Origin of the sequence: Streptomyces sp. BB1-1-1, from assembly GCF_031597775.1 — a bacterium.
GTDB classification, from domain to species: domain Bacteria; phylum Actinomycetota; class Actinomycetes; order Streptomycetales; family Streptomycetaceae; genus Streptomyces; species Streptomyces thinghirensis.
On the sequence record NZ_CP134203.1, the window covers coordinates 7,031,146 to 7,050,925 of the forward strand.

The following is a 19,780-nucleotide window of genomic DNA, read 5'->3' on the forward strand; positions in this document are numbered from 1 at the left end:
GTCCCGGGCCCCGAGCCCCCACCCCCGTTCCACCTGTGCAAGGAGCCCGTACCCCATGACGTCCACCGTGCCCAACGCGATCGAGCACGCAGACGAGCAGCAGCCGCCGATCACCATGTTCGGGCCGGACTTCCCGTACGCGTACGACGACTTCCTCGCGCACCCGGCGGGTCTCGGCCAGATACCCGCGACCGAGCACGGCACCGAGGTCGCGGTCATCGGCGGCGGGCTGTCCGGCATCGTGGCCGCCTACGAGCTGATGAAGATGGGCCTCAAGCCCGTCGTCTACGAGGCCGACGAGATCGGCGGGCGACTGCGGACCGTGGGGTTCGACGGGTGCGACCCCGCCCTGACCGCCGAGATGGGCGCGATGCGCTTCCCGCCGTCCTCCACCGCCCTCCAGCACTACATCGACCTGGTGGGACTGGAGACCCGGTCGTTCCCCAACCCCCTCGCCGAGGCGACGCCCTCGACCGTCGTCGACCTCAAGGGCGAGTCGCACTACGCCGAGACGCTGGACGACCTGCCCCAGGTCTACCGTGACGTCGCCGACGCCTGGGCGAAGTGCCTCGAAGAGGGCGCCGACTTCTCCGACATGAACCGCGCCCTGCGCGAGCGCGACGTCCCGCGCATCCGCGAGATCTGGGCGAAGCTGGTCGAGAAGTTCGACAACCAGACCTTCTACGGCTTCCTCTGCGACTCGGAGGCCTTCAAGTCCTTCCGCCACCGCGAGATCTTCGGCCAGGTCGGCTTCGGCACCGGCGGCTGGGACACCGACTTCCCCAACTCCATCCTGGAGATCCTCCGCGTCGTCTACACCGAGGCCGACGACCACCACCGCGGCATCGTCGGCGGCTCCCAGCAACTGCCGCTGCGGCTCTGGGAGCGCGAGCCGGAGAAGATCGTCCACTGGCCCCACGGCACCTCGCTGAAGTCCCTGCACCTGGACGGCGACCCGCGCCCGGCGGTGACCCGGCTCACCCGCACCGCCGGCAACCGCATCACCGTGACCGACGCCGACGGCGACATCCGCACCTACCAGGCGGCGATCTTCACCGCCCAGTCCTGGATGCTGCTGTCGAAGATCGCCTGCGACGACTCGCTGTTCCCGATCGACCACTGGACGGCGATCGAGCGCACCCACTACATGGAGTCCAGCAAGCTCTTCGTGCCGGTCGACCGGCCCTTCTGGCTGGACAAGGACGAGGTCACGGGCCGGGACGTCATGTCGATGACGCTCACCGACCGCATGACCCGCGGCACCTACCTCCTCGACGACGGACCCGACAAGCCCGCCGTCATCTGCCTCTCCTACACCTGGTGCGACGACAGCCTGAAGTGGCTCCCGCTGTCCGCGAACGAGCGGATGGAGGTCATGCTCAAGTCGCTCGGCGAGATCTACCCGAAGGTCGACATCAGGAAGCACATCATCGGCAACCCGGTGACGGTCTCCTGGGAGAACGAGCCCTACTTCATGGGCGCGTTCAAGGCCAACCTGCCCGGGCACTACCGCTACCAGCGGCGCCTGTTCACGCACTTCATGCAGGAGGAACTGCCCGAGGACAAGCGGGGCATCTTCCTCGCCGGCGACGACATCTCCTGGACGGCCGGCTGGGCCGAGGGCGCCGTCCAGACCGCGCTGAACGCGGTCTGGGGCGTCATGCACCACTTCGGCGGGGAGACCGACTCGACCAACCCGGGCCCGGGTGACGTCTACGACGAGATCGCGCCGGTCGAGCTGCCCGAGGACTAGTCGTCGCCGACTAGATCCCGTTCGCCCGCGCCTTCTCGTACACCTCGGCGGCGATGTCCTTCAGCTCCTCGGCATCCCGTGCCGTGCTCTGGAAGTCGAGGAGGATCTCGTCCAGGCCGATCTCGGCGTGCGCGGCGAGGTCCTCGACGATCTGGTCGACGTCACCGTGGAAGGGGCGTCGACCGGAGGGGTCCTGGGGCGCCTTCCGGTAGCGGGCGTTGACCCGCAGCACCGTCCGGATCGGCTCCGTACGGCCGCGCTCGGCGGCCAGGTCCCGCAGCTGCCGCCACTGCTCGGCGACGGCCTCGGCGCCGAGGGCGTTCGGCAGCCAGCCGTCGGCGTGGTCGACCAGCCGGCGCCGGGCCCTGCCGCTGCCCGCCGCCAGCAGGACCGGGATCGGCCGGGCGGGCTTGGGGCCGACCACGGCGGAGGCGATCTTCGTGAACTCACCGTCGTACACCACGGGGTCCGGCCCCCAGACCGCGCGGCACACCTCGATCAGCTCGTCCAGGGCCCGCCCGCGCTCGGCGAAGGGCCGCACGGACGCCGCCGCGTACTCGTCGTGGGACCAGCCCGTGCCGAAGCCGGCGACGACCCGGCCGCCGCTCGCCGCGTCCAGCGAGGCCAGCGCCTTCGCCAGCTGGAACGGGACGTGCAGCGGGGCGACCAGGACGCTGGAGCCCAGCTCCGCCCGCTCGGTGGCGGCGGCGGCGAGGGTCAGGGTGACCAGCGGCTCCGCCACGTTCCGGTACTCGTCCGGCCAGGGGAGGCCCTCGATGCCGTACAGCCCCTGGGTGGCGGGCTCGGGGAACAGGGCCCGCTCGAAGACCCACAGGCTTTCGTAGCCCAGTCGTTCCGCCGTGCGGGCCACGTCGGGGACGTCCTTGCCGAGGTCGTACTGCCGCATCTGGGGGAGGCCGAGTCCGAGCCGGGTCGTCATGCCTGGGTGCTCCTTCGCAGTCGGGGTGCGATGCTGCATGGTGCCCAAGGGTTCAACGTACAGCGATCGCACGGGAGTTCCGGGAGCGCGCGCCGGGAGCGCCGGACGGATCAGTCCGGCAGTGGGGTGAGCAGCATGCGGCCCGCGAAGCCCACCGCCGCGTCCAGCCGTTCGGTGAACTCCCCGGCGACGTCGGGCAGCCGGCGCAGCGCCCACAGCGCGCGGGCCGCCGCCCAGGTGGCGTCGCGGGCGCGCTCCAGGCTCCAGGAGCCGAGCAGATGGGTCAGCGGGTCGGCGATCTGCAGGAGGTCGGGACCCGGCATCAGCTCGTCGCGGATGCGCTCCTCCAGCGACACGAGGAGATCACCCACCCGGTCGAACTCGTCCTCCAGCTCGACGGGTTCGCAGCCGAGCGTACGACAGGTGTCCACCACGGCCAGCGCGAGATCGTGGCCGATGTGCGCATTGATGCCCGCCAGCGCGAACTGCAGCGGCCGTACGCCGGGATGGCGGCGGAACTGGAACAGGGGCCGCCAGCAAGCGGGCGGCCGGTGCCCGTCCTCCAGCGCGTCGAGGGCGGCCAGGTAGCGCTCCGCGAACCGCACGTCCAGCGCGGTCGCCGCCCGGGCGTCCGGGAAGCGACCGGTGTCGATGTGCCGGTCGACCGCCTCCGTGACGACCAGGTAGACGCGGTTGAAGACGGCCACCCCGTCCCGCGCGGGCAGCGTCGTGTCGAGGGCGCGCATCCGGGAGAGGACCGTGTCGACCGTCCGGACGGCCGCCGGGACTTGTTCGCAGTGCGCCATGGCGGCAGGTTCGCAGCTTTAGGCTGGCGGGAGTGCCGGCGGGCCCGACGCTTCCCCAGAACGGGGGAACGCGCCCGCCGTGCGGGGGAGGGGGAACCATACGTGTCAGGCCTTCGTGCCCGGCGCCTGGCCGCTCGCAGGGTCGAGCGCAGACGTGCCGCCCGCCGGAGCGCGATGGTCGCGGCGGCGTCCGTCGTGGTCGCGGTGGGCACCGTGACCGGCATGCTGTCCGCGCTCGGCGACGACGGCGGCGGGGCGGACGAGGCCCGTCCGGAGGTGACGCGGTCACCGCGGCTGCAGTCCCTGCCCGTCGTGCCGTCCCCGTCGGCCTCCGCCTCGCCCTCCCCGTCGGCGAGCAAGGCGAGTCCCAGTCCCTCACAGAAGAAGAAGTCCGAGAAGCCCGAGAAGGCCGGGAAGGAGAAGCCCCGGGCCGCCGCGGCCTCCACCCGGCTCTACCGGCACCCCGAGTCCCAGGTCCTCGACTGGGTCCGGACCCACCCCGGCGACCCGCGCCAGGACGTCATCCGGTCCCGGATAGCCGACCATCCGGCCGCCGTGTGGTTCGCCGACTACACGCCCGCGACCATCACCTCCCGGGTCCGCGCCGTCACCTCGGGCGGCGCCGAGGCGGGCCGGGTGCCGGTCGTCGTGCCGTACGCGATACCCGACCGCGACTGCGGCGGCCACTCCCAGGGCGGCGCGCCCGACCTCGACGCCTACGACGACTGGATCGACCGCTTCGCCGCCGGGCTCGGCTCCGGCGATGTCATCGTCGTACTGGAGCCCGACTCGGTCGCCCAGGCGGAGTGCATGTCCGCCGGTGAGCGTGGAGACCGCTTCGCCTCGCTGGCCCGAGCGGGGCGCGTGCTGAAGGACGCCAACCCGAACGCCCGGGTCTACTTCGACGCGGGGCACTCCGGCTGGCACGCGCCCGCCAAGCAGGCGAGCTGGCTCAAGCAGGCGGGCGCCGCCTCGGCCGCCTCCTCCGACGGCATCTTCAGCAACGTCTCCAACTTCCACGCCACCGCCGACGAGGTCGCCTACGACCGAGCGGTCCTCGACGCCCTCGGCGGCCCCGCGAGCCTGGGCGCCGTCATCGACACCAGCCGCAACGGCAACGGCGCCCCCTCCGACGGCGAGTGGTGCGACCCGGACGGCCGCAAGCTCGGCCGCGCACCGACCTTGAGCACCGGCATGGGGCGCGTCGACGCCTACCTGTGGGTCAAGCTGCCCGGGGAGTCGGACGGCTGCAAGGGCAAGCCGGGCACGTTCACGCCGTCCTACGCCTACGACTTGGCGCGCTGAGACCCGCCGCCGGACCCGTCGCCGCCGTCACCGCTGTCCCCGTCACCGCTGTCCCCGGTCTTCTCGTCGTACGACGACGTGCCCTCGTCCAGCAGCGGCGCTTGCGTCTTGAGGTGGGCCGGGGCGAAGGCCCGCAGCGCGTGGTAGCCGGTGATGACGACCACGGTGCCGAGCGCGATGCCGCTGAGGGAGAAGGTGTCGGTGAACTCCATGCTGACGTTGCCGACGCCGATGATGATGCCCGCGGCGGCCGGCACCAGGTTCAGCGGGTTGCGCAGGTCCACGTCGGCGTTGATCCAGATCTGCGCGCCGAGCAGACCGATCATGCCGTAGAGGATGACCGTGATGCCGCCGAGCACACCGCCGGGGATCGCGGCCACGACCGCGCCGAACTTCGGGCAGAGGCCGAAGAGGAGGGCGAAGCCCGCGGCGGCCCAGTACGCCGCCGTCGAGTAGACGCGGGTCGCCGCCATCACGCCGATGTTCTCGGAGTACGTGGTGTTGGGCGGGCCGCCGACCGCGGTGGACAGCATCGAGCCGACGCCGTCCGCGGAGATCGCCGTGCCCAGCTTGTCGTCGAGCGGGTCGCCGGTCATCTCGCCGACCGCCTTGACGTGCCCGGCGTTCTCCGCGACCAGCGCGATGACGACCGGCAGGGCCACCAGGATCGCCGACCACTCGAAGCTCGGCCCGTGGAAGGACGGCAGCCCGATCCAGTCGGCCTGGCCCACGGCCGAGAAGTCCAGCCGCCAGTGGTCGGTGAGCTTGCCGCTGCCGTCCACCGAGTGGATCCTGCCGAAGATCCGGTCGAGGACCCAGGAGAGCACGTACCCGAAGACCAGCCCCAGGAAGATCGCGATCCGGGACCAGAAACCGCGCAGGCAGACCACGGCCAGGCCGGTGAACAGCATCACCAGCAGCGCCGTCCACTGGTCCTGCGGCCAGTAGGTGGACGCGGTGACCGGGGCCAGGTTGAAGCCGATCAGCATGACCACCGCGCCGGTGACGACGGGCGGCATCGCGGCGTGGATGATCCGCGCCCCGAACCGCTGCACGGCGAGACCCACCAGGAACAGCGCGGCGCCGACGACCAGCACCGCGCCGGTCACCGTGGCACTGGTGCCGCCCTGGGCGCGGATCACCGCGGCGACGCCGACGAAGGAGAGCGAGCAGCCGAGGTAGCTGGGCACCCGGCCGCGGGTGGCGAGCAGGAAGATGACGGTCGCCACGCCCGACATCATGATCGCGAGGTTGGGGTCCAGGCCCATCAGGACCGGAGCCACGAAGGACGCCCCGAACATGGCCACCACGTGCTGGGCGCCGAGCCCGGCCGTACGGGGCCACGAGAGCCGTTCGTCGGGGCGGACCACCGCTCCGGGTGCGGGCGTGCGCCCGTCACCGTGCAGCTTCCAGCGCACGCCGAGGTCCATGGTGAGGTTTCGCTTTCTCTGTACGTGAGGACTGTCCGCACCATTGTCGGGGGTACCGGACGGTCCCACGTCCCGCGCCCCCTCGCTGACCAGCACCTTCCCGGCGACCGCCGCTGAGCGTCCGCTTAGGATGGAAGGAGCCGCCGTACGTGAGCACGTACGGCCGGCCGTACGTGAGCACAGCCGAGCAAGACCAGGAGCCCCGCCCGTGACCGCCGAAGCCCCCGCCGCGCCCCTTCTCTCCTACGGCCGGCTCGTCCCCGTCACCGTCCACTTCGACGACCTGGACGCGCTCGGCCTGCTGCACAACGCCCGCTACCCGGTGATGGTCGAGCGGGCCTGGGCCGAGCTGTGGACCGAGCACGGCTTCCGCTTCGAGGGCGACTGGGCGGCGGCCGGCGACGCCTGCAACGCGGTCAAGGAACTCACCATCACCTACGAGGCGCCGGTCACCCGGCCGGGCGCGTACGCCGTCCACCTCTGGCTGGACCGGCTCGGCACGACCGGGCTGACCTACGGCTTCCGCTTCTGCTCGGCGGACGGCGCCACCACGTACGCCCACGGCACCCGGGTGCTGGTCCGGCTGGACTCCGGGACGCTGCGCCCGGCGCCGTGGAGCGACACCTTCAGGACTGCCGGTCGGGCACTCCTGCGTTCGACGGACTGATCTTCGGGCGGTCCCGGTCCCCGGCGCGCAGCACCTTCGCGAACACCACCAGACAGCAGGCCAGCGCGGTCACCAGACCGAAGGACACCACCAGGCTGGTCGCCTGGGCCAGGCCACCGATCGCGCTCGGGGCGACCAGGCCGGAGGTGTACGTGATGGTGGCGACGCCCGCGATGGCCAGGCTGGGGTTGGAGCCGGCCCGGCCGGCCGCCGCGAAGCACAGCGGGACGACCACGGCGATCCCGAGGCCCATCAGCGCGAAGCCGGTCATCGCCACCGCGGGATGGCCCCCGACGACGATGAGCAGGCCGCCGAGGGTGGCCAGCACACCGCTCACCCGGACCGTGCGCACCGCGCCGAACCGGTCCACCACCTTGTCGCCGGCGAACCGGGCCAGGGCCATGGTGAGGGTGAAGCCCGTCGTGCACGCCGCCGCCAGACCGGCCGAGGCCTCCAACTGGTCCCGCAGATAGACCGCCGACCAGTCCAGGCTCGCGCCCTCCGCGAACACCGCGCAGAACCCGACCGCGCCGATCAGCAGCGCCGACCTGGGCGGCAGCGCGAACCTCGGCGGCGGGTCCTCGTCCTCGGCGGGCTGGAGGTCGAGCACCCAGGTGCAGGCGACCAGGCCCGCGACGGTCAGCACGGAGGCGGCCAGTACGTGATGCAGCCGGGCGTCGGAGCCCAGGTGCGCGGCGAGCGTGCCGGCCGCCGAACCGATCAGGGCACCCGCGCTCCACATGCCGTGCAGGCCCGACATGATCGACTTGTCGAGACGGTTCTCGATCTCGACGCCGAGCGCGTTCATCGCCACGTCCGACATGCCCGCCGTGGCGCCGTAGACGAACAGGGCGAGGCACAGGGTGAGCAGGTTCGGGGCGAGGGCGGGCAGGACCAGCGCCAGCGTCCACAGGGCGAGCAGGCCGCGCAGGGCGGTGCGGGCGCCGAAGCGGTGGCTGACGCTGCCGGCCAGCGGCATGGCGACCGACGCGCCGAGCGCCGGGAACGCGAGCGCCAGACCCAACTGGCCCGCGCTCACCCCGGCGTGGTCCTGGATCCACGGCACGCGGGTGGCGAACGAGCCGGTGACGGCACCGTGCACGGCGAACACGGCCGCCACGGCATACCGGGCGCGCCGCACCGTGCGCTGCTCGTAGACCACTGCGCTCATTCTCGGGCCCCTCCCTCGGGTCTGCGCCGCCGGCTCGGCCGCCTGGCGTCACCGCGCCGCGTAAACTATCAGGAACCCTGCCTGATAGATAGGGGATTATCGGCGTGGGCCCCCGCGCCGCCGATCTGGAAGGATCCCGGCATGCCCGCATCCCCGAGCACCGCCCGGGCCATCAACGACCGCCTCGCCCTGCGCCTGCTCCAGCAGGAGGGCCCGTTGACGGCAGGGCAGTTGAAGCAGCTGACCGGCCTGTCCCGCCCCACCGTGGCCGACCTCGTCGAACGCCTCACCGCCTCCGGCCTCATCGAGGTGGCGGGGGAGTCGGGCGAGCAGCGCCGGGGGCCGAACGCCAAGCTCTACGGCATCGTCGCCGAGCGCGCCCACCTCGCCGCCCTCGACGTACGCACCGAGGGCGTCGCCGTGCTCGTCTCCGACCTGCTCGGCCGGGTGCTGGCCGAGGGGTCCGTGCCGATCGACGACGACACCGGCACCGGTCCCGCGGTGGAGCAGGCGGTGAGTCTGGTCGAGCGGGCGGCGAAGGAGGCCGGGGCCGACCGGCTGCACACCGTCGGCATCGGCGCACCCGGCCTGATCGACCCGGCGAGCGGCGAGCTGCGCGACTCCACCGGTCTGCCCGAGTGGCACCGGCGGCTGATGGCCGCGTTGCAGGAGAAGTTCCCCGAGGCGCGGGTCGGCGTGGAGAACGAGACCAACCTCGCCGCCCTGGCCGAGCAGCGCGCCGGGGCCGCCCGGGACCGGGACACGTTCGTCCTGCTCTGGCTCGGCCTGGGCATCGGCGCCGCGGTCGTCCTCGACGGCACGCTGCGGCGGGGCGTCTCCGGCGGCGCGGGCGAGGTCGGCTTCATGCCGGTGCCCGGCACCTCGGGCCTGCCGTCGGCCACCGACTGCGACGGCGGCTTCCACTCCGTGGCCGGGGCGGCGGCGGTGACCGCCCTGGCGGCGCGGCACGGCGTGACGGCGACGCCCGTCGGACCCGAGCCGCACGCCGCCGCGCTGGTACGGGAGGCGGTGCGCCGGTCGGCAACGGGCCGGGGCCGCCACCCGGACCCGGCCGCCGAGCGGTTCCTCGACGCGCTCGCCGACCGCGTCGCCCTCGGCGCCGCCGCCGTCGTCTCCGTCCTGGACCCCGGCTGTCTGGTGCTGGCCGGTGAGGTCGGCCGGGCCGGCGCCGACGCCCTCGCCGCGCGCGTCCAGCACCGCCTCACCCGGATGTCGCCGCTCGCCACCGAGGTACGGTCCAGCACGCTGGGCGGCGGCGCCGTGCTGCGCGGAGCCCTGCTGACCGCCCGCGACCGCGCCCAGGACGAGCTGTTCGCGCCGCCCGGACGGCCCTGACCCGAGCGGACGCTCAGAGCACGGGGCGCCCCGCGGGCTCGGGCTCCCGGAAGGCCGCCCCGTCCGCCGCCAGCCACAGCAGTGCCGCCGGCAGCAGGACCGCCACTCCCAGCAGCGCCATGAATCCCGCACCGCTCGCCGCGGACAGGGGCTCCAGGTGCTGGGCGTGGAAGAGGAGATGGGCCACGGAGGACACCAGGTAGGCCACCAGCGCCGTGATCACGAGCCGCCGTTCCATCGCCGCCACCGCCGAGCACAGCACCACCGCGAGCGCGACGCTCGCCCCGCCGAAGTCCCGCAGCAGGTGTTCGTTGTAGGGCGGCAGGTGCGACACCCAGGGCCACTTCCAGAACAGCTCGGGCAGCAGCAGGATCCACAGCCCCAGCACCACCTGCGCACCGGCGAGCAGCCCCAGCCCCGCCCGCAGCCCCGCCCGTCTGCTCATCCGCGCCGTCCGCTCATCCGCGCCGCCTGCTCATCCGCGCCGTGCGCTCATCCGCGCCCGTCTGCTCATCCGCGCCGCCTGCCAGTCCGCGCCGTCCGCTCATCCGCGCCGTCCGCTCGTCCGCGCCTGTCCGCTCATCACGCGCCGTCCGCTCGTCCGGTCCCGTCCGCTCATCCGCGCCGCCCGTCCGTCCCGCCGCCGAACCGCCCCGCCAGGTACTCCTCGAACGTCCCCTTGCCCACCGCTCGCTCGGGCGCGAGGTGCCCGCCCGTGCGGAACCCGCGGTAAGCCTTCCCCGCCAGCGGCACCTTCACCACGGCCCGTCGGCGTCCCGTCGCGCCCAGATAGGCGCGGGCCAGCGACTCGAAGGTCCGCACCTCGGGCCCGCCCAGGTCCGCCACCCGCCCGGCGGGCGCGCCACCGGCCAGCTCGGCGAGCCGCTCCGCGACCTCCGCCACCTCCACCGGCTGGTCGCAGACGCGGGCCGGCAGCAGCACGACCGGCGCCTTGGCCAGCGCCTGGAGCACCTGCACCACCAGGTCGTGGAACTGGGTCGCCCGCAGCACTGTCCAGCCGAGTCCCGACTCCTCCACCAGCCGCTCGACGGCGAGCTTGGACCGGTAGTAGCCGAGCGGCACCCGGTCCACGCCGACGATCGAGATGTAGACCAGGTGCCCCACCCCGGCCCGCCGTGCGGCCGCGATCAGGTTCGTGGCGGCCTGTTCGTCGCCGCCGCGCGGGCTGGTCGCGCAGTGCACGACGGTGTCCACACCGCCGAGCGCCACGTCCAGAGCACTGCCGCCGGCCCGCAGGTCGACGGCGTACGGCTGGGCGTGCCGGCTGAGCACCCGCACCTCGTGCCCGTCCGCGCGCAGCCGCTCGGTGACGAGCCGTCCGAGCGTGCCGGTGCCGCCGGTCACCAGGATCGTGGTCATTCTGTTCAGCCCCTTCGCCACGGCGGACGCTCCCGGACGGCGCGCCCTGTCGTCAGCTGGGACGGCGTGGCCGGTGCCGGATGTGACACTTCCGGCGAGGAAATGTCAGGGCTGCCCGAGCTGACGGCGTACGAAGTCCAGCTTGTCCGGGTTCACCATGACCTGCACCTGCGTGATGGACCCGTCGCGCACTTCGAAGGACAGGACAGCCACGACCGTGTCGCCGACCCGGGCGACCAGCGCGCCGGCGCCGTTGACCTCGGTGACGGAGACGTCCCAGCCGGCCGAGAACTTCGGGAGCCCGCCCAGCACGAAGCGGACGACCTTCGTGCGGCCCTCGATCGGGCGCCGCGCCGCGGTGACCTTGCCACCGCCGTCGCTCCACCAGACCACGTCCTCGGCGAGCAGCTTCTCCAGCCCGGCCAGGTCGCCGTCACGGGCCGCCGTGAGGAACGACCTGACCAGCTCCTCCTGCCGCTCGGGCGAGGGCGGGAAACGCGTCCCCGGCTCACCGATCCGTGCCACGGCCCGCCGGTAGAGCTGACGGCAGTTCGCCTCGGTCAGATCCAGCGCCTCGGCGATCTCGCGGTGCCCGTACGCGAACGCCTCGCGCAGCACGTACACCGCCCGCTCGGTCGGCGTCAGCCGCTCCAGCAGGACGAGCATCGCCGTCGACACGGCGTCGCGCCGCTCGGCCGACTCCAGCGGGCCGAGGGTGCCGTCGGAGGTCAACACCGGCTCCGGCAGCCAGGCGCCGACGTAGGTCTCGCGCCGGGCGCGGGCCGAGGTGAGACGGTCGAGGCACAGGTTGGTGACGACCTTGGCCAGCCAGGCCGCCGGCTGCTCGATGCCCGCCCGGTCGGCCCCGCTGAAGCGCAGGTAGGCGTCCTGGACCGTGTCCTCCGCCTCGTCGGCCGAGCCCAGCATGCGGTAGGCCAGGCCGAACAGACGGGGCCGGTGGCGCTCGAACTCCTCGGCGGTCGCGGTCGTCATGCGCCTCAGCCTGCCAGAAGCCCGGCGGGTGCCTCGGGCGACCCGGTGGGTGCCTCGGGCGACCCGGCGGGCGTCGGGCGGACCGACTGGCGTTGGGAGACCCGGCGGCGGGCAAGGGCCTTCGTCACCGCCGCCGGGCCGGTCTCGCCGGGGTCAGCAGGCGCCGAGGTCCTGCCAGACGCCCCACTCACCGGTGGTGCCGGGCTCCTCGCCCTTCGTCCACCACTTGGACTTCCACGAGTGCCCCTCGTGGGACACCGTGATGCCGCCGCCGTACGGCGTGGCCGCGTCCCAGGCCGGGGTCGTGCACTGCCCGGTGCCGTCCGTCGGGCTCGGACTCGGGCTCGGGGACCCCGTCCCCGTGGGCGTGGGCGTGGGCGTCGGGGTCGGCGTCTCCGTCCCGGGCTCCACCACGGTCGTTCCCCGGGACAGATCACCCGCCAGGGCGTACGTCTTCCCACCGAAGGAGACCGTCCAGTTCGACGGCGTCGACACCGGCAGGTAGTACACGAAGTCCACCTCGATGGACGCCCCCGGCGCCAGCGACTGCCAGGCCGGCAGCTTCAGCGACACCCGGTGGTAGTCGCCCTTCAGGCCGCCCACGTTGCCGCCCGTGTGGTCGCTGCGGATCACCGAAGTGCCCCAGCCCGACTGGTCCTTGGCGTTGCCGGGCGCGGAGGTGGCGTAGTCGAACCGGAACTCCGTACCGCCGGGCAGGGCCGTCTTCGTGTTGTTGGTGATCTTCAGCTTGGGGCTGATCGGGTAGTTGGAGTCGCCGAGCGGGAACTGCCCGAACTCCACGTCGACGTCGAGCGCCTCGGCCGGCAGGTCGATCGTGGCGCGCTGGGCACCGTAGGGGGAGGCGTTCTTGAACGTGTCGTACATCGTGTCGGTCAGCGTCGAGCCCGGCACGTACTGCCCCTTGCCCGCGTCCCAGGCGTAGTCGCCCGCGAGCTCCCACACCATCGTGCCGCCGATGCCGCGGTCGACGACGTAGTCCGCCTTGGCCTGGACCGACTGCTCGTCCTCGGTGGACAGGAAGACCTTCTTCTCGGCGTTCCACAGCCAGGGCGCGACCAGCGTGGAGTCGTACTTGCGGGCGTACGTCCCGGTCAGCTCGGTGTCGGCCGGGAAGCCGTAGTCGGTGACGTAGTCGCCGACGACGCCCTTCTCCAGGTTCTTCGCGTGCCACATCGGGTTGGAACCCGCGGGCGACTCCTCGCCGTTTGTGTCCAGGTCGTGCCACAGGTTGTCGATGCCCACCGCCCCGTCGCCGCACTTGGTAAGACCGGAGCCGGCCGGGCAGTCCGTGGCGGGTGCCTTGCCCCAGAGCCCGTCGGTGCCGCCGGTGACGTTCTTGAAGCCGCGCGTGTAGTACGGCAGGCCGATGTTGATGCGGCCGGCCGGCATCGAGCCGCGGAAGTAGTGGTAGGCCCAGTCGGTGTTGAGGTAGCCGATGCCGCCGTACTGGGAGGTGGTGTACACGCCCGCGGCGGCGAGCTCGGAGTCCTTGCCGTCGTCGAAGAGGGAGGCGTTCGGGCCCACGTGCTCGTTCCAGGCACCGTGCAGGTCGTACGACATGATGTTGACGTAGTCCAGGTACTTCTGGACCTGGAAGGTCTCCATGCCGCGCAGCAGGTAACCGGAGGACGGCGCGGCGACGGAGAGGAGGTAGTGCCTGCCGTCCGCGGCGCCCGCGTGGTCGAGCTTCTCGCGCAGCGTCTTCATCAGGGCCGCGTAGCCCTTGACCAGCCCGGCCCGGCGGCCGTTGGCGAAGGACCAGTCGAGCGGGTTGCCCGCGTCCTTCATCGTCGTCGGGTACTCGTAGTCGATGTCCACGCCGTTGAAGCCGTACTTCCGCACGAAGTCGACCGCGGAGTCCGCGAAGGTGTCGATGCCGGCCTGGTTGACCGAGCCGTCGGCGTTGGTGGCCATCGAGTAGAAGCCGCCCGAGTCCACGCGGCTGCCGTCGTCGGCGAAGTAGCCGCCCGTCTCGGCCCAGCCGCCCACCGAGATCATCGTCTTGACGTCCGGGTGCTGCTTCTTGAACTTGGTCAGCTGGTTGAAGTGGCCCTTGTAGGGGAGGCCCGGGTCCATCTCGGCGCCCTCGACCCCGGGCCACGTCATGCCGGTCGCCGGGTTCTTCGCGCTGTCCGGGCCGACGGAGAGCTTGTTGCCGCCGTCCACGTGCGCGAAGGCGTAGTTGATGTGGGTGATCTTGTCCCACGGGATGTCGGAGGCGAGATAGGCGGGCTTGCCGTCCTTGCCGGTGCGCCAGCTCGTGAAGTAGCCGATCACGCGGCGCGGGTGGTCGGCGCCCATCTTCTCGCGGCCCGCGGAGTCGTAGACCGAGCAGTAGGGGACGTCGACGCCGGGGGTGCGGTAGAGGCCGTCGGGGCGACAGGTCTCCTGGTCGGCGGCCTGCGACGCGGTCGCGGGGAGGCCGGCGAGCAGCAGGCCGGCGACGGCGGCGACCGCCGCGAACAGGGCGGGCCCCGCTCTGTGGCGGGATCTGGAGCGTGACGGGGAAGGCACAGTCGGTTCCTCTCCACGGAAGTTGCGCAGACCCTAGAGAGGACTAGACCAGTGAGTCAATAGGTATGGACCAATCTCAAGGCCGGGCGACAGTAGTCCAGTTGGGGCGGCCGTGACGCGGCCGGGCCTCGCGGAGGAGCGCTCTGTGAGCCACCCCACACACTCCGTCCGCATGGACGGCGATCAGGCGTGGCACACTGACCCTGTACCAGAAGCAGCGCACTCCGGGGTCGGTGAAAGTCCGAACCGGCGGTTACAGTCCGCGACCCGGTCGCCTCCAGCGACCGGTTGACCAGGTGAAATTCCTGGACCGACGGTTAAAGTCCGGATGGGAGGCAGTGCGCCGCGGGCGAGCACACGTGCGCGCCGCCGATCTCTGGGCTCGCCCGTCACGGGTGGGCCGTCCGGCGTCGTCGCTCCCTGTGCCCTCGCTCGCGATCTCTGTCGCTCTCGACAGCCCCGGAGTCCGTGCCCGAAGAGGCAGGAGGACCCGGGAAGTGTTCACCGGAATCGTCGAAGAGCTGGGCGAGATCACCGCCGTCGAGACGCTCGACGACGCCTGTCGCTTCCGCCTGCGCGGCCCCTTGGTCACCGAAGGGGCACAGCACGGCGACTCCATCGCCGTCAACGGCGTCTGCCTCACCGTCGTCGACCACGAGGGCGACGAGTTCACCGCCGACGTGATGGCGGAGACCCTCAACCGCTCCAGCCTGGGCGTCCTCACCACCGGCTCCCGCGTCAATCTGGAGCGCCCCACCGCCGTCGGCGCCCGCCTCGGCGGGCACATCGTGCAGGGCCACGTCGACGGCACCGGCGAGATCCTGGAGCGCGAGCCCTCCGAGCACTGGGAGCTCGTGAAGATCTCCCTGCCCGCGGACCTCTCCCGCTACGTCGTGGAGAAGGGCTCCATCACCGTCGACGGCATCAGCCTCACCGTCGTCGACGCCGGCCCCGACTTCTTCACCGTCAGCCTCATCCCCACCACCCTCGCCCTGACCACGCTGGGCCTGAAGCAGCCCGGCGACCCGGTCAACCTCGAGGTGGACGTCATCGCCAAGTACGTCGAGCGCCTGCTCGGCGCCCGGGCCGCCCAGGGAGACACCAAGTGAACTGGCTCAACTCCGAGGCGTTCACGCTCTTCGACCAGCACATCAAGTGGTCGGACATGATCGGCAACGTGATCGGTCTGCTCGGCCTCGCGCTCGGCTGGCGGCGCTCCATCTGGACCTGGCCCGTGCAGTTCGTCTCCGGGCTCATCCTCTTCACGGCCTTCGCCACCGCCCACCTCTCCGGCAGCGCCGGCAAGCAGATCGTCGTCATGGTCGTCGCCGCCTGGGGCTTCTGGCAGTGGAACCGCGGCCGGCAGCAGACGCAGGACGGCTCCATCGCCGTCCGGTTCGCCACCTGGCGCGAGCGCGGCGCCCTGCTCGCCGCGGCCGCCGTCGGCACCCTCGCGGTGGGCGGCCTGTTCACCGCCTACCCGACCCTGTCCTGGGACCCCTGGCCGGACGCCTACATCTTCGTCGGCACCGTCGTCGCCATGTACGCCCAGGCACGCGGCATGGTCGAGTTCTGGTTCGCCTGGCTGCTGGTCGACCTGGTCGGCGTCCCGCTGAACTTCGCCAACGGCTTCGCCTTCTCCGGCTTCGTCTACGTCATCTACGGCGCGCTCGTCCTGTGGGGCCTGCGCGACTGGTGGCTGCGCTCCCGTACCGCGGCGCGGCCCGTCCCGGAAGGAGCGCCCGCATGAGCACGGCACCCATCCTCTACAGCACGGACGGCTACGAGGACCTCGCCCTCGACCCCGTCGAACAGGCTGTCGCCGACATCGCCGCCGGCCGCCCGGTCGTGGTCGTCGACGACGAGAACCGCGAGAACGAGGGCGACCTCGTCATCGCCGCGGAGAAGGCGACCGAGGAGATCGTCGCCTTCATGATGAGCGAGTGCCGCGGCCTGATCTGCGCCCCCATGGAGGGCGAGGAACTGGACCGGCTCCGCCTGCCGCAGATGGTCGACGACAACACCGAGTCGATGAAGACCGCCTTCACCGTCTCCGTGGACGCCACCGCCGCGCACGGCGTGAGCACCGGCATCTCCGCCTCGGACCGCGCCACCACCCTCCAGCTCCTGGCGAGCGGCACCGCCGAACCCACCGACCTGGTCCGCCCGGGCCACATCTTCCCGCTGCGCGCCCGCTCCGGCGGCGTGCTCGTCCGCAACGGCCACACCGAGGCCGCCGTCGACCTCGCCCGCCTCGCGGGCCTGCGCCCGGCCGGCGCCATCGTCGAGATCGCCGGCGAGGACGGGCGCATGCTGCGGCTGCCCGAGCTGATCCCGTTCGCCCGCAAGCACGGGCTGACGATCATCTCCATCGAGGACCTCATCTCCTACCGCCGCAGCGAGGAGCCCACCGTCCGCCGCGAGGCCGAGGTCCGGCTGCCCACCCGGCACGGCGAGTTCACGGCGTACGGCTACCGCTCCACCGTCGACGGCGTCGAGCACGTCGCCCTCGTCCACGGCGACCTCGGCGACGGGAAGGACGTCCTGGTCCGCATCCACTCCGAGTGCCTCACCGGCGACGTCTTCGGCTCACAGCGCTGCGACTGCGGCCCCCAGCTGGACGCCTCCCTGGACCGCATCCAGGCCGAGGGCCGGGGAGTGGTCGTCTACCTGCGCGGCCACGAGGGGCGCGGCATCGGCCTGATGTCCAAGCTGCGCGCCTACGAGCTCCAGGAGCGGGGCCGGGACACGCTCGACGCCAACCTGGAACTCGGCCTGCCCGCCGACGCCCGCGACTACGGCGCCGGCGCCCAGATCCTCACCGACCTCGGCGTGCGCGCCGTGCGCCTGATGACCAACAACCCGGACAAGAGCGACGCCCTCGTCCGGCACGGGATCGAGGTCACCGGCCGCGAGCCGATGCCCGTCCAGGCCGGCGAGCACAACCTCCGCTACCTGCGCACCAAGCGGGACCGGATGGGGCACGACCTGCCCTGGCTGGACACGACCCCCGTGTCCACCTGCGGCAACCAGTAAGCAAGGAACACGAGGAGACACGTGAGCGGCAAGGGTGCACCGGAGCTGTCCGTACGCAACGTGGGGGACCTGCGGGTCGCCGTCGTCGCGGCACAGTGGCACGACAAGGTGATGGACGGACTGGTGGACGGCGCCCTGCGCGCCCTGCACGAGCTGGGCATCGACGAGCCGACCCTGCTCAGGGTTCCCGGCAGCTTCGAGCTGCCGGTGGTCGCCAAGGTCCTCGCGGGCCGCGGCTACGACGCGATCGTCGCCCTCGGCGTCGTCATCCGCGGCGGCACCCCCCACTTCGACTACGTGTGCCAGGGCGTGACCCAGGGCCTCGTCCAGGTCTCCGTGGAGACCGGCGTCCCCATCGGCTTCGGCGTCCTCACCTGCGACACCGAGGAGCAGGCCTTGGACCGGGCCGGCATCGAGGGCTCCAGCGAGGACAAGGGCCACGAGGCGGTGACCGCGGCGGTGGCCACGGCGGCCACCCTCCGCTCAGTATCCGAACCGTGGCGTTAGGCCGGTCGGCACTACGCGTAAAGTGGGCGCCACCATGTCCAAGAAGACTTTCGAGGAGCTCTTCACCGAGCTCCAGCACAAGGCCGCGAACGGCGACCCCGCCACCTCCCGCACCGCCGAGCTGGTGGACAAGGGGGTCCATGCCATCGGCAAGAAGGTCGTCGAGGAGGCCGCCGAGGTCTGGATGGCCGCCGAGTACGAGGGCAAGGAGGCGGCGGCCGAGGAGATCTCCCAGCTGCTGTACCACGTCCAGGTGATGATGGTCGCCCGCGGGATCTCCCTGGACGACGTCTACGCCCACCTGTAAAGCCCAGCCCCCTTTTTCTCACCCCTTCACGCAAAGGAAGCCGACCTCATGCTGCGCATCGCCGTCCCCAACAAGGGTTCCCTGTCAGGCCCCGCGGGGGAGATGCTGCATGAGGCCGGCTACCAGCAGCGCCGCGAGTCCAAGGAACTGCGGATCGTCGACCCGACGAACGAGGTCGAGTTCTTCTACCTCCGCCCCCGCGACATCGCGATCTACGTCTCGTCCGGCAAGCTCGACATCGGCATCACCGGCCGTGACCTGCTGATCGACTCCGGTGCCGACGCCGAGGAGATCCTCCCGCTCGGCTTCGCCCGCTCGACCTTCCGCTTCGCCGGCAAGCCGGGCACCGCGAACGGCGTCGAGGACCTCAAGGGCCGCACCGTCGCCACCTCCTACGAGGGCATCGTCGCGGCCCACCTGGCCGACCGGGGCGTCGACGCCTCCGTCGTCCACCTCGACGGCGCCGTCGAGACCGCCATCGAACTCGGTGTCGCCGGGGTCATCGCGGACGTCGTCGAGACCGGGACCTCCCTGCGCAACGCGGGCCTGGAGGTCTTCGGCGAGCCCATCATGAAGTCCGAGGCCATCGTCATCCGCCGCTCCGGCGCGGAGCCCGACGAGACGACCGAGCCCAAGGTGCAGCAGTTCCTGCGCCGCCTCCAGGGCGTCCTGGTGGCCCGGACGTACGTGATGATGGACTACGACTGCCGCGTGGAGCAGCTGGAGAAGGCCGTCGCGCTCACTCCCGGCCTGGAGTCCCCGACCGTCTCCCCGCTGCACAACGAGGGCTGGGTCGCCGTCCGCGCGATGGTCCCCGCCAAGGAAGCCCAGCGGATCATGGACGACCTGTACGAGATCGGTGCCCGGGCCATCCTGACCACGGCCATCCACGCCTGCCGTCTCTGAGCGCGACCCGGAGCGACGCCATGCCCGACACCACGCCGGACACCACCGACCTGCCCGCACTGCCCGTGACCTTCCGGCCGGGGCGTACCCGTGCGGTCCTGGTCGTCCTCGCCGTCGCCACGTTCGCGGCCATCACGGCGGTCGGCATGCTGCTGGACGGCCTCGGCGCGGGGGAGCGCCTCAGCTTCGTGCTGACCGCCCTCCTCCTCGCCGGGGTCCTGTTCCTGCTGGCCCGGCCCCGGGTCACCGCCGACGAGGCGGGCGTCACCGTCGTCAACCTCACCAACAAGCGGCGCCTCGCCTGGGCCGAGATCCTCCAGGTCAACCTCCGCGACGGCGACCCCTGGGCCTTCCTGGACCTCAGCGACGGCACCAGCCTGCCCGCGCTCGGCATCCAGCCGGGCATCGCACGGCAACGCGCCATCCAGGACGCGCGTGCTCTGCGCGCCCTCGTCGCGGCCCGTTCCGCCGCCACCCCCGACGCTCCCCGCGGCTGACGCGGAGCGGCGACCCTGCCGCGGGCACCCTTTTCGTGATTAATCTGGGAACGAGGACGCGGCCGTCGCGTCCTCGCCCCTGTCGCTCCGCCCGGTGCGCGGGGGTTCCCGCTCTACCCGAGGAGTGACTCCCTCCGGCGATGGACGGATCGTCCTGCAGTACCTGCGCCGCCCCCTGCTGTGACTCCCCA

19 protein-coding genes and 1 riboswitch are annotated in these 19,780 nt (G+C 72.1%); of the genes, 11 read left to right on the forward strand and 8 right to left on the reverse strand.

Annotated elements, in window-relative coordinates; translation table 11 throughout:
* Window positions 1–55: 55 nt before the first annotated feature.
* On the forward strand, window positions 56–1,753 hold the full coding sequence (locus RI578_RS32245; RefSeq protein WP_310874338.1) for an NAD(P)/FAD-dependent oxidoreductase: 1,698 nt from the start codon (window positions 56–58) through the stop codon (window positions 1,751–1,753).
* A 10-nt stretch (window positions 1,754–1,763) separates the two neighbouring features.
* Here the strand turns inward: RI578_RS32245 and RI578_RS32250 are convergent, their stop codons facing one another.
* Complete coding sequence (locus RI578_RS32250; RefSeq protein ID WP_310874339.1) at window positions 1,764–2,693, reverse strand: LLM class F420-dependent oxidoreductase; 930 nt, start codon at window positions 2,691–2,693, stop codon at window positions 1,764–1,766.
* A gap of 110 nt (window positions 2,694–2,803) precedes the next feature.
* Window positions 2,804–3,499, reverse strand: a complete 696-nt coding sequence (locus RI578_RS32255; protein WP_310874340.1) for a DUF5995 family protein — start codon at window positions 3,497–3,499, stop codon at window positions 2,804–2,806.
* Window positions 3,500–3,673: 174 nt separating this feature from the next.
* On the opposite strand from RI578_RS32255, the gene RI578_RS32260 reads away from it, so the two are divergent.
* Window positions 3,674–4,804 carry a glycoside hydrolase family 6 protein gene (locus RI578_RS32260; protein WP_310875913.1) on the forward strand — a complete coding sequence of 377 codons (1,131 nt, stop codon included), beginning with the start codon at window positions 3,674–3,676 and terminating at the stop codon, window positions 4,802–4,804.
* Here RI578_RS32260 and RI578_RS32265 read toward each other — a convergent pair.
* A complete protein-coding gene (locus RI578_RS32265) occupies window positions 4,786–6,234 on the reverse strand; it encodes a solute carrier family 23 protein (protein WP_310874341.1) in 1,449 nt (482 codons plus the stop codon). The two genes, RI578_RS32260 and RI578_RS32265, sit on opposite strands and share 19 nt — an antisense overlap.
* 208 nt (window positions 6,235–6,442) lie before the next feature.
* On the opposite strand from RI578_RS32265, the gene RI578_RS32270 reads away from it, so the two are divergent.
* A complete protein-coding gene (locus RI578_RS32270) occupies window positions 6,443–6,901 on the forward strand; it encodes a thioesterase family protein (RefSeq protein ID WP_310874342.1) in 459 nt (152 codons plus the stop codon).
* On the opposite strand, the gene RI578_RS32275 is transcribed toward RI578_RS32270, so the two are convergent.
* Entirely contained in the window at window positions 6,861–8,072 is a 1,212-nt protein-coding gene (locus tag RI578_RS32275) for an MFS transporter (RefSeq protein WP_310874343.1), read from the reverse strand. The genes RI578_RS32270 and RI578_RS32275 overlap by 41 nt on opposite strands.
* 141 nt (window positions 8,073–8,213) lie before the next feature.
* Here RI578_RS32275 and RI578_RS32280 point away from each other — a divergent pair, with 141 nt between their 5' ends.
* Window positions 8,214–9,428: an ROK family transcriptional regulator gene (locus RI578_RS32280; RefSeq protein ID WP_310874344.1), complete on the forward strand. Its 1,215-nt coding sequence runs from the start codon at window positions 8,214–8,216 to the stop codon at window positions 9,426–9,428.
* Between the two features lie 13 nt (window positions 9,429–9,441).
* Here the strand turns inward: RI578_RS32280 and RI578_RS32285 are convergent, their stop codons facing one another.
* From RI578_RS32285 to RI578_RS32300, 4 genes are all read right to left on the reverse strand, one after another.
* Window positions 9,442–9,873 carry a hypothetical protein gene (locus RI578_RS32285; RefSeq protein ID WP_310874345.1) on the reverse strand — a complete coding sequence of 144 codons (432 nt, stop codon included), beginning with the start codon at window positions 9,871–9,873 and terminating at the stop codon, window positions 9,442–9,444.
* A gap of 170 nt (window positions 9,874–10,043) precedes the next feature.
* Window positions 10,044–10,808 carry an NAD(P)H-binding protein gene (locus RI578_RS32290; protein ID WP_310874346.1) on the reverse strand — a complete coding sequence of 255 codons (765 nt, stop codon included), beginning with the start codon at window positions 10,806–10,808 and terminating at the stop codon, window positions 10,044–10,046.
* 105 nt (window positions 10,809–10,913) lie between these two features.
* Window positions 10,914–11,801: an RNA polymerase sigma-70 factor gene (locus RI578_RS32295; RefSeq protein ID WP_310874347.1), complete on the reverse strand. Its 888-nt coding sequence runs from the start codon at window positions 11,799–11,801 to the stop codon at window positions 10,914–10,916.
* A 153-nt stretch (window positions 11,802–11,954) separates the two neighbouring features.
* Window positions 11,955–14,336: a chitinase C-terminal domain-containing protein gene (locus RI578_RS32300; protein WP_310874348.1), complete on the reverse strand. Its 2,382-nt coding sequence runs from the start codon at window positions 14,334–14,336 to the stop codon at window positions 11,955–11,957.
* Between the two features lie 215 nt (window positions 14,337–14,551).
* Window positions 14,552–14,682, forward strand: a riboswitch (FMN riboswitch).
* A gap of 151 nt (window positions 14,683–14,833) precedes the next feature.
* Between RI578_RS32300 and RI578_RS32305 the strand changes: the two genes are divergently transcribed.
* From RI578_RS32305 to RI578_RS32335, 7 genes are read left to right on the forward strand one after another with little or no spacing between them, the layout of a single operon-like run.
* Entirely contained in the window at window positions 14,834–15,445 is a 612-nt protein-coding gene (locus RI578_RS32305; RefSeq protein WP_310874349.1) for a riboflavin synthase, read from the forward strand.
* Window positions 15,442–16,086: a nicotinamide mononucleotide transporter family protein gene (locus RI578_RS32310; protein ID WP_310874350.1), complete on the forward strand. Its 645-nt coding sequence runs from the start codon at window positions 15,442–15,444 to the stop codon at window positions 16,084–16,086. The genes RI578_RS32305 and RI578_RS32310 overlap by 4 nt, the downstream gene beginning before the upstream one ends.
* On the forward strand, window positions 16,083–17,372 hold the full coding sequence (locus RI578_RS32315) for a bifunctional 3,4-dihydroxy-2-butanone-4-phosphate synthase/GTP cyclohydrolase II (protein WP_310874351.1): 1,290 nt from the start codon (window positions 16,083–16,085) through the stop codon (window positions 17,370–17,372). The genes RI578_RS32310 and RI578_RS32315 overlap by 4 nt, the downstream gene beginning before the upstream one ends.
* Before the next feature lie 21 nt (window positions 17,373–17,393).
* On the forward strand, window positions 17,394–17,879 hold the full coding sequence (gene ribH / locus RI578_RS32320; protein ID WP_121745867.1) for a 6,7-dimethyl-8-ribityllumazine synthase: 486 nt from the start codon (window positions 17,394–17,396) through the stop codon (window positions 17,877–17,879).
* Window positions 17,880–17,913: 34 nt separating this feature from the next.
* Window positions 17,914–18,186, forward strand: a complete 273-nt coding sequence (locus RI578_RS32325; RefSeq protein ID WP_030951748.1) for a phosphoribosyl-ATP diphosphatase — start codon at window positions 17,914–17,916, stop codon at window positions 18,184–18,186.
* Window positions 18,187–18,234: 48 nt separating this feature from the next.
* Window positions 18,235–19,092 (forward strand): ATP phosphoribosyltransferase, encoded by an 858-nt coding sequence (hisG, locus tag RI578_RS32330; RefSeq protein WP_310874352.1) that lies wholly within the window; start codon window positions 18,235–18,237, stop codon window positions 19,090–19,092.
* A 20-nt stretch (window positions 19,093–19,112) separates the two neighbouring features.
* Window positions 19,113–19,589, forward strand: a complete 477-nt coding sequence (locus RI578_RS32335; RefSeq protein ID WP_310874353.1) for a PH domain-containing protein — start codon at window positions 19,113–19,115, stop codon at window positions 19,587–19,589.
* Window positions 19,590–19,780 lie beyond the last annotated feature (191 nt).